Annotated in this window: 11 protein-coding genes, 1 tRNA gene and 2 pseudogenes; 10 read left to right on the top strand and 4 right to left on the bottom strand. The window is 55.6% G+C overall.

The genetic code is table 11. From position 1 onward, the window contains the following. Nucleotides 1-452 precede the first annotated feature (452 nt). From CUN63_RS22500 to CUN63_RS22485, 4 genes and pseudogenes are all read left to right on the top strand, one after another. A pseudogene (locus CUN63_RS22500) lies at nt 453-1,232 on the top strand (DUF3987 domain-containing protein); the annotation flags it as partial. A 263-nt stretch (nt 1,233-1,495) separates the two neighbouring features. Further along, nucleotides 1,496-1,801 carry a hypothetical protein gene (locus CUN63_RS22495; RefSeq protein WP_129442583.1) on the top strand — a complete coding sequence of 102 codons (306 nt, stop codon included), beginning with the start codon at nt 1,496-1,498 and terminating at the stop codon, nt 1,799-1,801. A 407-nt stretch (nt 1,802-2,208) separates the two neighbouring features. Next, nucleotides 2,209-4,581, top strand: a complete 2,373-nt coding sequence (locus CUN63_RS22490) for a DEAD/DEAH box helicase family protein (RefSeq protein ID WP_129442580.1) — start codon at nt 2,209-2,211, stop codon at nt 4,579-4,581. 294 nt (nt 4,582-4,875) lie between these two features. Beyond that, a pseudogene (locus CUN63_RS22485) lies at nt 4,876-5,154 on the top strand (PHB accumulation regulatory domain-containing protein); the annotation flags it as partial. Nucleotides 5,155-5,189: 35 nt separating this feature from the next. Here the strand turns inward: CUN63_RS22485 and phaP are convergent. Further along, nucleotides 5,190-5,753: a TIGR01841 family phasin gene (gene phaP, locus CUN63_RS22480; RefSeq protein ID WP_129442578.1), complete on the bottom strand. Its 564-nt coding sequence runs from the start codon at nt 5,751-5,753 to the stop codon at nt 5,190-5,192. Between the two features lie 250 nt (nt 5,754-6,003). On the opposite strand from phaP, the gene CUN63_RS32320 reads away from it, so the two are divergent. Further along, nucleotides 6,004-6,561 (top strand): DUF3141 domain-containing protein, encoded by a 558-nt coding sequence (locus CUN63_RS32320; protein WP_256657566.1) that lies wholly within the window; start codon nt 6,004-6,006, stop codon nt 6,559-6,561. A gap of 70 nt (nt 6,562-6,631) precedes the next feature. Here CUN63_RS32320 and CUN63_RS22470 read toward each other — a convergent pair whose 3' ends face one another. Continuing rightward, entirely contained in the window at nt 6,632-7,741 is a 1,110-nt protein-coding gene (locus CUN63_RS22470) for an AraC family transcriptional regulator (RefSeq protein WP_129442575.1), read from the bottom strand. A gap of 269 nt (nt 7,742-8,010) precedes the next feature. On the opposite strand from CUN63_RS22470, the gene phbB reads away from it, so the two are divergent. From phbB to CUN63_RS22450, 4 genes are all read left to right on the top strand, one after another. Further along, nucleotides 8,011-8,757, top strand: a complete 747-nt coding sequence (phbB, locus tag CUN63_RS22465) for an acetoacetyl-CoA reductase (protein ID WP_129442572.1) — start codon at nt 8,011-8,013, stop codon at nt 8,755-8,757. Nucleotides 8,758-8,821: 64 nt separating this feature from the next. Further along, on the top strand, nt 8,822-10,000 hold the full coding sequence (locus CUN63_RS22460) for an acetyl-CoA C-acetyltransferase (protein WP_129442570.1): 1,179 nt from the start codon (nt 8,822-8,824) through the stop codon (nt 9,998-10,000). A 161-nt stretch (nt 10,001-10,161) separates the two neighbouring features. After that, entirely contained in the window at nt 10,162-11,865 is a 1,704-nt protein-coding gene (gene phaC / locus CUN63_RS22455) for a class I poly(R)-hydroxyalkanoic acid synthase (RefSeq protein WP_129442567.1), read from the top strand. A 428-nt stretch (nt 11,866-12,293) separates the two neighbouring features. Continuing rightward, a complete protein-coding gene (locus CUN63_RS22450; protein ID WP_129442564.1) occupies nt 12,294-12,560 on the top strand; it encodes a hypothetical protein in 267 nt (88 codons plus the stop codon). Between the two features lie 313 nt (nt 12,561-12,873). Here the strand turns inward: CUN63_RS22450 and CUN63_RS22445 are convergent. Together CUN63_RS22445 and CUN63_RS31730 are read right to left on the bottom strand one after the other, a co-directional pair. Then, nucleotides 12,874-12,963 (bottom strand) — tRNA-Ser (locus tag CUN63_RS22445). Nucleotides 12,964-13,056: 93 nt separating this feature from the next. Next, nucleotides 13,057-13,206 carry a hypothetical protein gene (locus tag CUN63_RS31730; RefSeq protein ID WP_165353268.1) on the bottom strand — a complete coding sequence of 50 codons (150 nt, stop codon included), beginning with the start codon at nt 13,204-13,206 and terminating at the stop codon, nt 13,057-13,059. A gap of 64 nt (nt 13,207-13,270) precedes the next feature. Here CUN63_RS31730 and CUN63_RS22440 point away from each other — a divergent pair, with 64 nt between their 5' ends. Further along, nucleotides 13,271-13,960, top strand: a complete 690-nt coding sequence (locus CUN63_RS22440) for a crotonase/enoyl-CoA hydratase family protein (protein ID WP_129442561.1) — start codon at nt 13,271-13,273, stop codon at nt 13,958-13,960. Nucleotides 13,961-14,086: the final 126 nt, after the last annotated feature.

Below are 14,086 nucleotides of genomic sequence, written 5' to 3'. Positions count from 1 at the left end.
GCCCGTCTCTTTCTCCCCGAAAGAGACGGGCGCTCGTACCACTGCTGCAGCCCAACTCGCACAAGGCTTTGCGGCATTTCCCCTAGTGACAATCGACGTGACAAACACCGACGTCACCAGCAACAGCGATGCCGATGATGGTGCCGCAGCCCACGGAATGGACTGCACCTGACTGACAGTCAGGTATGCCCCGGTCATCGCCTCACTGCCTTCACCCGACTCAGGATCTCGCGGCACCGGTCTCGTCAGCCAGTGCAGCCTCCACCCGCCCACTTCTTAGGAAGTGTTCAGGAGGCCAGATCATGAAATGCCCAAGCTCCCGGTCGTAAGGAGCCGTCAGTCCCGCGTGAGTGGACAACCCTCACAGGTCGCAGGGGCCTTGATCCCTGATAACACTCAACAACCGTGGCGGGAAGAGTGAGGACGAAGTCGATAATTTCAGGAGAATAGCGATGCAACTGTGCGAAGCGTTCGAGCCACCACAATCATTGCTGGAGTACCAGCAGGCGCCACTGCCCTACCCGGTCGAAGCACTCGGAGAACTGTTGGGCCCTGCGGTCGACCGACTGGCCGAGGTGATCGGCGTGCCCTGCGCCATGGCTGCACAATCGGTGCTGGCCAGCGCGGCCCGGGTGAGCCAGGGTCATGCCAATGTCCAACTCGATGGCCGAACCTATCCGTTGTCCCTCTACCTACTGACGGTGGCATCCTCGGGGGATCGCAAAAGCGCGGTGGATCAGCTGGCACTGAAGGCGGCGCGTGACTGGGAACGACAGCAGTGGACCTTGTACGCGGAAAAGCTCAAAGCCTATCGCGCTGCCAGCAGCATCACGGTCAAACCCAAAACCTCAAAGAAACACGCAGATACGGAAGGCGATGAGCTGTCCGAGCCGGTACCGCCGAGATTGATCATTGCCGAGCCGACCATTAAGGCCCTGGTCAAAAGCCTGTGCCAGGGCTTGCCCAGCATGGGCTTGTTCAATGATGAAGGGGGCCAGTTCTTGGGCAGCAGCACCATGAGCAAAGAGAATCGGCTCAAGGCGATTACCACCTTGTCGACACTGTGGGATGGCAGCCCGATCGACCGGGCGCGCTCCATGACCGGAGAAAGCCTGCGCGCCTATGACCGCCGCCTCAGTCTGCATCTGATGCTGCAGCCCTACCTGGCCAACCAACTGTTCAAAGACCCGGTGATCAATGGCCAAGGCATCCTCGGCCGTTGCCTGATCAGTTGCGCTGCTCAACCCAAGTTGGCTGGCTGATCCTCGGTCTGCTGGTCTACAGCCTCTGGCGGTAACCAAGTGGCAAAACAAAGGGCACTCTCCAAGTACCCTTTTTCTTTGTACTCACTCGCTGGTCATGCGAACAAACCGTAGAGCGCCCCCAGTCCAGCACCGTGGTGACGCCTGAGAGCAGTCCGCAGCAAAGCCACTGGTGAATCCCACCGATTGGGTCACAATGACCTGGCAACCTTGGGCACTTGATGGCGCGGATCATGAACAACGAAAACGTACACTATTTCAATGAGGCGGTCATGAAACGTCTCAAGGCCCAATTCAAATCCGGCACTAAGCTCATGATTAGAGCTGGCGACGACACTGAGATGTGCGCCGTTGATGTCGACTGGACAGTGGACGCCTACCTGTCTTTATCGAAAGAGGCCCAACTTGTTGCGGTGGAAGTGGCTCAAGCCTGCACGGCAAAACTCTCCGGGGGTTGCAGCGAACTCAATTACCTATGTGAAATGTACATGCTACTCAAAAAGGCCGAGGCTGACGGCATGCTACGCCATTTAAAATAAAGGGCGCTCCCCATGGGCGCCCTCGTCGTCGTATTGCACACCGGTCATCTGCCTTTCCCTTTACCGCCCTTGCCTCTCGGCCTCTTGCCTGGGTTCGCCTGTGGAAAGTACGTCTGATCCTTGACGGGTTTCTTGGTCGTATCACTGCGCTTATCAACCATCGCTCTCTACCTCAGCATCAGCATCAGCATCAGCATCAGCATCAGCATCAGCATCAGCAGTGCCAGGCTGGCACCGTATCCCTCACTGGCAGATTGAGCCAGCCAACGATTTGATTGGGATTAGGGAGGACCTCTTGAGCTCCTGAACCAAACCTCTGTTGTTTGATAACCTCTATGTTTTACTGATGGACTGAGGGTTGTAGCTCGAGGCTACAGGCTTCACCTGAGACGTAGAGGCTGAAGGCGGTGATAGACAGTAGTCTGGTGGCGAAGCTAAGGGCTGAGAATGCAAGATTGGTTGCCTTGTTGGATGCTCATGGCATCGATTGGCGCCCGCCTGCTGAGCCAGTCAAGATAGCGATTGTCCAAGCAGAACAATCACAGCAACTCGATACTGAAGGGAAGCTTGCCCTATTCCGAAGCTTGTTTCGTGGTAGGACGGACGTTTATCCCATCCGCTGGGAAAGCAAGGCAGGCAAATCAGGATACGCACCCGCTTGCGCAAACGAATGGAGGCCTGGCGTTTGTGAGAAGCCCCGAATTAAATGTGGCGACTGCGGTAACCGCCAGCTGCTTCCGCTGACCGATGAGGTGGTCTATCGCCATCTGGCGGGCGAAGTGGTCGTTGGTATCTACCCCCTACTCTCTGATGACACTTGTTATTTTTTGGCGGTCGACTTCGATGAGGCCGAATGGCGTGATGATTCCAAAGCTTTTGTGCAGTCATGCCATGAGCTGAACGTCCCGGTGGCGCTGGAAATATCGCGCTCAGGCCAAGGGGCTCATGGCTGGATTTTCTTTGAGCGTAATGTTCCTGCCTGCGATGCGCGCCGCCTCGGTGCCGCAATCATCAGTCATGCCTGTGAGCGCACCCGCCAGTTGGCGCTCAGCTCCTATGATCGACTGTTTCCAAACCAGGACTATATGCCCAAAGGCGGCTTTGGAAATCTCATCGCGCTCCCTTTACAAAAGCGGGCCAGGGCCCAAAACAATAGCGTTTTTGTAGACGACTCGCTTGAGCCTCATCCTGATCAATGGGCCTTCCTGGCATCGATTCAGCGCATGAGTCCAGAAGATATCCAGCCCGTTATTATCCAGGCGATGGGTAATCGGGACCCTCTAGGGGTCGCCTATGTCGATGACGAAGGTGATGCAGAACCTTGGAAAGATCGTGAATCTAGATCACGCAAATTGACATGCCCGTTGCCTGCTGCTGTCAACATTACGCTGGCTAACTTAATTTACTTTGAAAAGTCGGAATTGCCACAGCCATTGGCAAACCAGCTTGTCCGGCTCGCTGCCTTTCAAAATCCTGAGTTCTACAAAGCTCAGGCCATGCGTATGTCAGTGTGGAACAAGCCAAGGATTATCGGCTGTGCCCAGAACTTCCCCAAACATATTGCGTTACCACGTGGCTGTTTGGATGCTGCGTTGGAGCTTTTAGGGGAAAACGGGGTTACCCCTATTCTTAAAGACGAACGCTTCGCAGGCGATCCCATCGACGTGAGTTTTCTCGGGACCCTGCGTTCTGACCAAGAGGCTGCTGTCAGCGCAATGCTAAGTCATGACACCGGTATCCTCTGCGCACCGACTGCTTTCGGTAAAACTGTCAGTGCTGCTGCGTTGATTGCCGCACGTGGCATTAACACGTTGGTGCTTGTGCATCGGACGGAACTGTTAAGGCAGTGGCAAGAGCGCTTGCAGGTGTTCTTGGGAGTCTGGAATGGTGTCGTTGGAACTCTTGGGGGCGGAAAAGCGAAGCTTACCGGCATCATCGACATTGCCGTAATGCAGTCTTTATCGCGAAAAGGCGAAATCAGCGATCAGGTAAAAAACTACGGCCAGATCATCGTTGATGAGTGTCATCACCTATCAGCTGTGTCATTCGAGGCACTACTGAGGAGCGCGACCGCGCGGTACGTGCTGGGACTCACGGCAACCCCAGTGCGCCGAGATGGGCAGCAGCCCATTATTTTCATGCAGTGCGGACCGATCCGACATTCTGCTGCTCGACCAGCGAGTGCGCCCCATGACCTCTCTGTCGTGCCTCGATTGCTGTCCAAACCAATAGTGGTCCCCGACGGCTTTGGGATTCAGGACGTTTTTCGGCATCTAGCGGACGACTCTGAGCGGACAGCCAAAATCGTCTCGGAGATTGAGCTGGCGTACAACGAGGGTAGAAAAATTCTAGTGCTAACGGAGCGAACGGAACATGTGGATGCCCTTGAATTAGAATTGAAGCAGCGCGTGCACAACCTTTTCACACTTCATGGGCGAGTGCCCAAGAAACAGCGCATTTCCCGTATGCATGAGCTTGAGTCCCTTCCCCCTGATGCTCCACGGGTGCTGTTGGCAACAGGAAAACTAGTAGGTGAAGGTTTCGATCACCCGCCGCTGGACACGCTGGTACTGGCAATGCCCATCTCATGGAAGGGTATCCTTCAGCAATATGCGGGACGATTGCATCGATCGCATGCCGATAAGACCGACGTGAGAGTGATCGACTTCGTTGACGAGGGTAATGTCGCGCTGCTGAGGATGTGGGATAAGCGCCAAGCGGGTTACAAAGCGATGGGCTACCGCATGGCTGATTCCATGGCTACCATGGACCTACTCTAACTCTAACGTGGTTGACAGTTGACACATCAACGGCCCCACTTTCATAGACGAATGACCGGCCGCTGTGGGGGCGACTCCGGCCCTTTGCCGTTAGTCACGTCAAGCAAGATCCTCTTAGCAAACAAACGAGGACATTTGATCAAATGCCTCAGCGCACCGAGAGCAACGCAACTGCTGTGAAAGTAAAATCATATGCAGCTTCAAAACCGGGCGCTAAACCGGGTATGACGCAAATTAACCCACCAAAACCTAGACTGCACAAGGCCTGCACCCTATGATTTCTGGTTTAACGTGTTCTACGGTCCCTACCAGAGCGTCCTCGGCAGCTACCTAGATAAAAGCATCCAGACGGTCATCGACATCCAGTCCCAGACCGGCGCTCAGTCCTCTGAAGCCTGGAGCAAGTTCATGCACCAGCAAGCACCGGTCATGCAGGATTTGATGCGCCAGTATGTCGACCAGTCAAAAAACCTCTACCTGAACACTCAGAACCTCTTCGGCCTGTTCGGCGGCATGCCACCAGGCAAGCCAGGTGCCGGTGGCGAGCCGAAAAAAATGGCGATGGGGGAGTAAACCCATCGCCATCAGTGTAACCGCTCTAATGTGACTTACTTGTTACCGCTTGTAGCCTTGGCACCAGGAGCGGTTTTACCGGCTGCGGCGGTAGCTGCGTCAAAACCGCTCTGGGCAACGTCAGCAGCCTGTTTTACGGCTTTCTGTGCGCTTTCAAAAACGGTACCGGCATTCGCCAGCGACGACTTGAACGCGGCCACAACAGGCTCGGAGCCAGCCGGTGCATTCTTGCTGATCACTTCGACGAACTCTTGCACCTGCTGGGTGCCCGCCTCGACCTGACGCGAGGTCAGTTTGGCGATTTCCGAGTGAGTGCCGACAATCAACGCTTGCACTTGGCGATTGAACTCAGCCAGGCGTTCGGCTTGCACATTTGGCTGGGTGAAAGAAGTCTGGAGCTCAGCGAGCCCTTGTAGATCACGGACTGCCAGCAGCTTGCGAAAGCCGTCGAACTGCTCCTCGGTGGAGGCCTGCAATGTCTTGAACTGCAATTGGCTGAACTGTTCAACGCTGGAGAAGATTTTGCCGCTGATTTGCTGCAGGAGGTCTAGGTTGGTTTTCTGAGCGTCTTGCAATTTTTCCGAGTTAAAAAAAGACATGCTTGAATCTCCTGATACTGGAAGGCCTACATGGGCCCGAGGACGCGATAGCGATCCTGCCGGTCATCGCGTTAGCCTTAATATTGCAGCGCACAAATTCGTTTAGCAATGATTTTTTGTGCGGCGCACAAAAATCTTTCTTCTGCTGCCTCTATTCGCTATAGACTCCTAACATCGAACAGCCAGCCAAGCCCTCTTTATTAATGAGGCGCAGGCAGCTGCTTCTCATGCATAACGCCAGGAGATCACCATGGGCCAGGAAGATATTATTGCATCGCAATATGAAAAATCCTCCTCTCAACGCGGCCTGTTCGAACACCTGAGTCATCTGCAGCACCTCAATACACTGAACGTCCTTGATGCTTTGCGCCAGCGCCAGGAAAAAAACCTCGCGCCTCTGAAGTGGGGTCAACTCAGACAACCCACGCCCACTGACTGGCAGGAATACTTCACCGACCTCGGCCAACGCAGCCTGCTGTTCTGGGACACCCTGCGCCAGCGCGGCGACAATACGCAGGCCCATGAACGCGCCGGGTATCCACTGCTGCTCAAGTTCGATCATGAAACCCTGATCGCCGGCTCAGATCTCCCCCGCCAATTGATGCCGGAACTGCTAGCGACCGTTGGAGCTGAAGGCGAATTCTGGCGTGAAGTGCACGCGTTGCTCGAAGTCCCGCTGCCGGGCTTCAGCCTGACCCAACCACCCAGTGAAACAGTTGTCATCCCGCAGGAGACCCCTTCGGAGCCATTTCCGCTTGCAGTAACGCTGTCGCCGCAGACACACCACTGCCCGCTCCCGCCATCGTAGTTAAAGCCCCGAAGCGCAAAGCGAGCAAAGGGACAACAGGCCCCAAGCCTCAATGACCCTTCACAAGGGATTAGCGGTGCATCCGTTCGGCGAAGCCTGCGATCTTTTGATCTCTGCGCAAACCGACGGGGTTAATGAGTCGAACCGGCGCGAATTCCTCGAGCACAAGCAACGAATCGTCGGTTCGATACTGACCGGGGGTCATACCGAACCAACGGGTGCATGCCTTATGGAAGCTGCTGTGATCATGAAAGCCGAGCAGGTAAGTCACATGCTTCATGTTGAAATGAGAATGGCGCAAATAGAAGTCGGCCAACTGCCGGCGTACATCGTTCAGGACATCCTTGAATTGCGTGCCGTCCTTTTCAAGGCTTCGTTGGAGCGTTCGCTTGCTGATTCTCAGTGCCGCCGCAATCGATTCCATATCACATCGGCCTTGCCCCTGGCTCAAGCGCTCGTTAATCAGCGCGCGAACCCTGCCAACAATAGAGTACCCGGACAACACGTCCAATTGAGCCTCGGCAAAACTGTCATGGAGTGTGGCCAACGCCTCGTTGGCCATGCTCAATGGACTCAGAAGCTCCTGGCCATCGAACAAGATGCTGTCATATGCCGCCCCGAAACTCAGCGGACAGCCAAAAAGCCGCTGATGCTCCGACGTGTCTTCAGGTTCGGGATAAGTGAACTCCACACTCAACGGTTGCGGTGACTTGCCACCTGCCAGCCAACGGCAGAAACCCAGCAGCGAAGCCAAGGCTGCATCCGTGTATTGCCGGGGTTTGACCGAGCCATGTTGCTGATGATCGAGACTGGCCAATCGGTAATGCTGCTGCTCCTGGACAAGGAAAAGGCTGAATCCGGTACCGATCAACGGGCTGAAACGAACCAGACGTTCAAGCGCCCTTTTCAGATTCGAACTGGACATCATCGTGTAGCCCACGATCTGAAAACTACTGGGATGGAATTCCCCGTAGGCTTTCAAACCGATATTCAGATCATCCGAAGCCTGAGCAGCCAAGTCCCAAAGACGATAGATAACGCTTCGCTCGCAGAATGCTCCTGGTTTACTCACGAACTCGACATCCAGTCCCGCCTCCTGGCACAGACCGGCAAGGTCCAGTCCTTGGGCCAAAAACGTATTCGCCAGCATGCTGGCATAACCTGAACTCATTCTATACATGGCGTCCTCAATGACCAATGGAACCGAACGTCCTGTCCGAAGCCGATACTGACATGCGTTGAACATATTTCAACTACGTTGCAGAAATATTAACTATCCCTTCAGTTTCAAACATTGATCCCAGTATAGGTACTCCTCATTTTTTGCCAGCGGGCACCTCCCCGCGTGGCACCGAAGGACAGGAGAACGTCACCTTCAAACACTTCCGCACGGCCCGTCGATAACCAACAATCTTCTCTCCTACAGCGTAAAAAAAATGGAGTAGAAGTATGGAGTCGCGTAGTCGTATTGCTGTAGTAACGGGTGGTATGGGCGGTATCGGTACGGCAATCAGCCAACGTCTATACAAGGAAGGATTCAAGGTAATCGTCGGCTGCAGCTCTGATTCCAGCCGCAAGAACGACTGGATTGCCAGCCAGCTGGAGGCGGGTTATCAGTTCGAATGCATCTATGGCGACGTCACCGATTGGGAGACCACCCGCAAGGCTTTCGAGATGGCTCGTGAACAATTCGGCCCGATCGATGTGCTGGTCAACAACGCCGGCATCACTCGCGACGCCTCTTTTCGCAATCTCACCCCGGAAGACTGGAACAGCGTGATCGGGACTAACCTGACGGGCTTGTTCAACACTACCAAGCAGGTCATTGAAGGCATGTTGGCCAATGGTTGGGGGCGGATCATCAATATCTCCTCGATCAACGGTCAGCGTGGCCAGTTCGGTCAGACCAACTACTCCGCCGCCAAGGCTGGCATTCATGGTTTCACCATGGCACTGGCCCGGGAAGTCTCCGGCAAGGGCGTGACCGTCAATACCGTATCCCCAGGCTACATCCAGACCTCCATGACCGCGGCAATTCGCCCGGACATTCTCGAAGGCATGATCGCTGCAACTCCGGTCGGTCGCCTTGGCCAACCCGAAGAGATCGCCTCAATCGTGGCCTGGCTGGCTTCCGATGAGTCTGCCTACAGCACCGGTGCCGATTTCTCGGTAAACGGCGGCATGAACATGCAATAACCCCGATCAGGGCAGGAATGCCCTGGTTTGCTCGACGAATTTTGTCTTTTCGATGAGGTCACGCATGAACGAAGTCGTAATCGTTGCCGCTACTCGTACCGCCATTGGCAGTTTCCAGGGTGCTTTGTCTGCAATTCCCGCGACCGAACTGGGTGCCGCAGTGATTCGCCGCTTGCTGAAGCAGACGGGTATCGATGCTGCTCAAATTGATGAAGTGATCCTCGGCCAGGTACTCACTGCCGGCGCTGGGCAAAACCCGGCACGCCAGACAGCGATCAAAGCCGGTTTGCCACACACCACGCCTGCCCTGACCTTGAACAAGGTCTGCGGCTCCGGTCTCAAGGCGGTCCATCTCGCCGTCCAGGCAATCCGTTGCGGCGACGCGGAACTGGTAATCGCTGGCGGTCAGGAAAATATGAGTCTGGCCCCCTATGTTCTGCCCAAGGCACGCACCGGCCTGCGTATGGGCCATGCGCAACTGCAAGACAGCATGATCCAGGATGGCCTGTGGGACGCCTTCAACGACTATCACATGGGTATCACAGCTGAGAATCTGGCGCAGAAGTACGAGATCTCTCGTGAAGCGCAGGATACCTTCGCTGCCGCCTCGCAACAGAAGGCCGCCGCAGCCATTGAGGGCGGGCGTTTCCAGAGCGAAATCACCCCGATGCTGATTCCTCAGCGCAAGGGCGAACCGCTGGTCTTCGACACCGACGAACAGCCGCGTATCGACAGTACTGCGCAAGCCTTGGCAAAACTCAAACCGGCATTCCAGAAAGACGGCAGCGTGACTGCCGGCAACGCTTCGACCCTCAACGATGGTGCGGCCGTGCTGTTGCTGGCCAGCGCCGCTAAAGCACAAGCGCTCGGCCTTCCGGTACTGGCACGCATCAAAGCCTATGCCAGCGCCGGTGTGGACCCGTCGATCATGGGCATCGGCCCGGTCCCGGCTACACGCCTGACCCTGCAAAAGGCCGGCTGGAGCGTCGAGGACCTGGACCTGATCGAAGCCAATGAAGCCTTCGCCGCCCAGGCGCTGGCGGTTGGCAAAGAGATGGGTTGGGACACCAGCAAAGTCAACGTCAACGGCGGCGCGATCGCCCTTGGCCATCCGATCGGCGCATCGGGGGCACGGATTCTGGTGTCGCTGGTGCACGAACTGATCCGTCGCGACGGCAAGAAGGGGCTGGCCACTTTGTGCATCGGCGGCGGACAAGGCGTCGGCCTGGCTATCGAGCGCTAACCAACGGCTTCTGAGTAGCCCATGCGCGGACTTGGGACCCTTGTTCCGCGCATCAGATTGGCGTCAGACAACGCTGCGCGCATTCCTGCCGTCGCAACGCCGGAGTCCGGCAAAGCGCGGCTTTTTTTCTGCCCGGCTCATCTGTATGGGCAAGGAACTTTATGGACAACAACGCGCATACATTCAAAACCTATTGGTCAGGCCAGGTTCCGTTCATCGCTTCCTTTGCAGTGCAACAATTACGCCTATGGGTCAGCACTAATCCGTGGTTTTCCGGGCATGAGCACGGCGCCTGGTTCGAGTTACCTCGCGAAACCCTGGACAGCCTTCAAGCGGACTACCAGGTTCAATGGGGCCAACTCGGCCAAAAACTGCTGACCGGCCAACCCTTCAGCTTCGATGATCGACGCTTCTCCAGCGGCAACTGGAGCGAGCCACAGTTCGGCTCCCTCGCTGCGTTTTACCTGCTCAACTCCGGCTTTCTCCTGAAACTGCTCGACAAGTTGCTGATCGACGAAAAAAAACCGCGCCAACGCCTGCGCTATCTGGTGGAGCAAGCCATTGCCGCCAGTGCGCCAAGCAATTTCCTGGTCAGTAACCCTGATGCGCTCCAGCGTGTGGTTGAGACTCAAGGTGCCAGCCTGCTCACAGGTATGCAGCATCTGGCCAGCGACATGAACGAAGGCAAAATGCGCCAGTGTGACAGCGGCGCCTTCAAGGTTGGCGTCGATCTGGCTAACACCCCCGGCGAAATCGTCTTTGAGAATCACCTATTCCAACTAATTCAGTACTACCCGCAAAGCGAAACCCAGTACCGACACCCGGTATTCGTCGTACCTCCGTCGATCAACAAGTACTACATCCTTGATCTGCGCCCGGACAACTCGATGGTCCGCCACCTGCTGGAACAGGGACATCCCGTATTCCTGATGTCCTGGCGCAACTTTGACGAGGAACACGCTGGCACCACCTGGGATGACCTGATTGAGCACGGGGTAATCGACGCCTTGCAGGTGACCCGCGATATCAGTGGCGAGCAGCGACTCAATTGCGTGGGCTTCTGCATCGGCGGCACCCTGCTGAGCACGGCGCTGGCAGTACTTGCTGCACGCGGCGACAGGGAGATCGCCAGCGTGAGCCTGTTCACCACGTTCCTTGACTACCTGGATACCGGTCCCATCGACATATTCGTCGACGAAGAACTGGTGGCCTATCGAGAGCGCACCATCGGCGGCATGAATGGTCCCATCGGTCTGTTTCGTGGTGAGGACATGGGCAATACCTTTTCCCTACTGCGCCCCAACGAGCTGTGGTGGAACTACAACGTCGACAAATACCTCAAGGGGCAGAAGCCGATCCCGCTTGATCTGCTGTTCTGGAACAACGACAGCACCAACCTTCCAGGGCCGATGTACTGCTGGTATCTGCGCCACACCTATCTGCAGAACGATTTGAAATCAGGCGAGCTGGAGTGCTGTGGGGTCAAGCTTGATTTGCGTGCAATTGACGCTCCCGCTTACATCCTCGCCACCCATGACGATCACATCGTGCCCTGGAAAAGCGCCTACGCCAGCACCAACCTGCTCTCCGGGGCCAAGCGTTTTGTATTAGGAGCTTCAGGGCATATCGCCGGCGTCATCAATCCACCGGCCAAGCAGAAGCGCCATTACTGGACCAATAGTCGGGTCACGAAAAACCCGGAGACCTGGTTCAAGAATGCTGAGCAGCAACCCGGTAGCTGGTGGAATGATTGGTTCAACTGGCTGGCGGGACACTCCGGCGAGCGCCAACCAGCGGTTCCGCACATAGGGAATGACAAATTCCCGCCTCTGGAGCCGGCGCCAGGCAGTTATGTAAAGCAATGAAAAACTGCTGTGGGCCAGAGCGAGTACGGAGGAAGACCAGCAATTTTGACTGTTGTTGTGGAAATGCCCTGCTGCATGACTGCATGCAGCAGGTCTTCCGCGACTCATGTGATCGGCACGCTGCTAAGTTTATTCGAAATTGCTGCTGCGAAATCAGCAATCCGCCCTGGGTCTAATTTCAATCGGCAGGGTGTGTGAGTTTTCAATCAGCGCCAACAATTTCACCAAATCTGGAAGTCTTTTTCAGAGTTCCCCTAATGAATTACTACCGTCCATTCAACTTTCACAATCGCGGGTTAATTTTTGTGAATGAAATAAAGTTTAAACAAAATTATTACTACGTGTGACCCGCCCCCTACTAGTAAACAGCCGACCGGTAAGCCCACCCGATGGCACATCATTTGTTTGGGTACAAGGAGAGACAACCCATGAGCACCCCGTTCCGCATCAACGAAGCACTTTTGATTGCCGGCCACGCATTCGAACCTTTTCAATGCGTCGCCTGGGCTCCGCAAGACGGTAATGGAGAACTGAGCCTGACCGTCATCGACCGGGCCAACACTCATATTTGTCGCAAACAGGTTCCAAGCAGTGCCTATTCCGACCCGGCGCAACTGGAAAGCCTGCTGGAAGAGGTGCGCGCCGAGTTGAGCCAGGAGGGCTACAAGCTACAATCCTGGACAATGCCAGAGTAAGCATTCTCGCGGATCGCTACCGGTGATCGGCCTAATACTCCACTCTCAAGATCATCGAAGGCAGCCTCATGCACCTGGTGTTGGAATCAGCCAGTCGTGCAGAGGGCTATGCCTTGGGCTTACACGATGCGGGGATCATCACGGAAATACAGTGCGTCGAATGATGTACACCGCTTAGAAACTGTCGAAAAATCAGCCTTTGGTCGCAAAGCACTGAGCCGTCCAGGGTATGGGCCAAAGTATGGGCTAAATTTTTTTTCAGAACCGCAGAAACGAAAAAGCCCCGAATAATCAGGGCTCTAACGATTAAATGTGGCGGTGAAGGAGAGATTCGAACTCTCGATACAATTTCTTGTATACACACTTTCCAGGCGTGCTCCTTAAGCCACTCGGACACTTCACCGTATCTCGTCAAACATGTTCTGTCTGTCGAGGCGCGCTAATGTAGTCGAAAGCTTTTCCGATGGCAAATTTTTTTTTCAGAATTTTCATGCGCTTAGCGTTTTAGTCGTTCGAGCAGGTTCCAGTCCATGGCAAACCCGCCAATCTCCGGCTTCGCGCCCTCCTCTATATAGAAGGGAATGCGCGGCTGACGTGGCGGGCGACGCTTGCCGGGCGGGGAAAGGGTGACTGGGCGGTCAGTCACGGCGCTTTACCTGGCCTACGGCGGTGAGTAACGTCTGCCCTACTTTATTGAAAGGAATAGCGTCATGAGTGAGTTGATTTCCTACCATCTCGAAGACGGTATCGCGACCCTGACCTTGAGCAATGGCAAGGTCAATGCCATCTCTCCGGACGTGATTGCTGCGTTTAACGCCGCGCTGGATCAGGCGGTGACTGATCGTGCGGTGGTGATCATTACCGGTACGCCTGGGATTCTGTCAGGCGGTTATGACTTGAAGGTGATGACCTCAGGTCCTAAAGAAGCCGTGGCGCTGGTGACTGCCGGTTCGACCCTGGCTCGTCGTCTGTTGGCGCACCCGTTCCCGGTGATCGTGGCATGCCCTGGGCATGCGGTGGCCAAGGGCGCGTTCCTGCTGTTGTCGGTGGATTACCGAATTGGTGTCGACGGCCCGTTCAGCATTGGTTTGAACGAGGTGCAGATCGGCATGACCATGCACCACGCCGGTATCGAACTGGCCCGTGATCGTCTGCGCAAGTCGGCGTTCCACCGCTCTGTGATCAACGCTGAAATGTTTAATCCGCAGAGCGCCATGGATGCCGGGTTCCTCGACCTGGTGGTGTCGGCCGAAGAGCTGCAAGGCGCGGCGCTGGCGGCGGCTCGTCAGTTGAAGAAGATCAACATGACCGCTCACAAGAACACCAAGCTCAAAGTGCGCAAAGCGCTGCTGGAGAGGCTGGACAACGCGATCATCGAGGATCAGGATTTTTTGGTTTAAACCCAAACGTGCCACACCGAAAAGCCCGACCGTCGTGTCGGGCTTTTTCTTACACGCTCCGTTGAATAGCCTACAACCGCTCTAGATCGCATCTGACCCATAAGTCGGAAACATGCGCTCAAACAT

The organism is Pseudomonas sp. ACM7 (assembly GCF_004136015.1).
Taxonomy (GTDB): Bacteria; Pseudomonadota; Gammaproteobacteria; order Pseudomonadales; family Pseudomonadaceae; genus Aquipseudomonas; species Aquipseudomonas frigoris.
The sequence above is the reverse complement of the archived record's forward strand: the minus strand, read 5'-3'. Positions and strand labels throughout refer to the sequence as shown.

Bases quoted from the DNA above. Each gene is read 5' to 3' on its own strand.
- phaP (WP_129442578.1), bottom strand. From the start codon at position 5,753: ATGTCTTTTTTTAACTCGGAAAAATTGCAAGACGCTCAGAAAACCAAC.
- phbB (WP_129442572.1), top strand. From the start codon at position 8,011: ATGGAGTCGCGTAGTCGTATTGCTGTAGTAACGGGTGGTATGGGCGGT.
- CUN63_RS22460 (WP_129442570.1), top strand. From the start codon at position 8,822: ATGAACGAAGTCGTAATCGTTGCCGCTACTCGTACCGCCATTGGCAGT.
- CUN63_RS22470 (WP_129442575.1), bottom strand. From the start codon at position 7,741: ATGTATAGAATGAGTTCAGGTTATGCCAGCATGCTGGCGAATACGTTT.
- CUN63_RS22450 (WP_129442564.1), top strand. From the start codon at position 12,294: ATGAGCACCCCGTTCCGCATCAACGAAGCACTTTTGATTGCCGGCCAC.
- CUN63_RS32320 (WP_256657566.1), top strand. From the start codon at position 6,004: ATGGGCCAGGAAGATATTATTGCATCGCAATATGAAAAATCCTCCTCT.
- phaC (WP_129442567.1), top strand. From the start codon at position 10,162: ATGGACAACAACGCGCATACATTCAAAACCTATTGGTCAGGCCAGGTT.
- CUN63_RS22440 (WP_129442561.1), top strand. From the start codon at position 13,271: ATGAGTGAGTTGATTTCCTACCATCTCGAAGACGGTATCGCGACCCTG.
- CUN63_RS22495 (WP_129442583.1), top strand. From the start codon at position 1,496: ATGAACAACGAAAACGTACACTATTTCAATGAGGCGGTCATGAAACGT.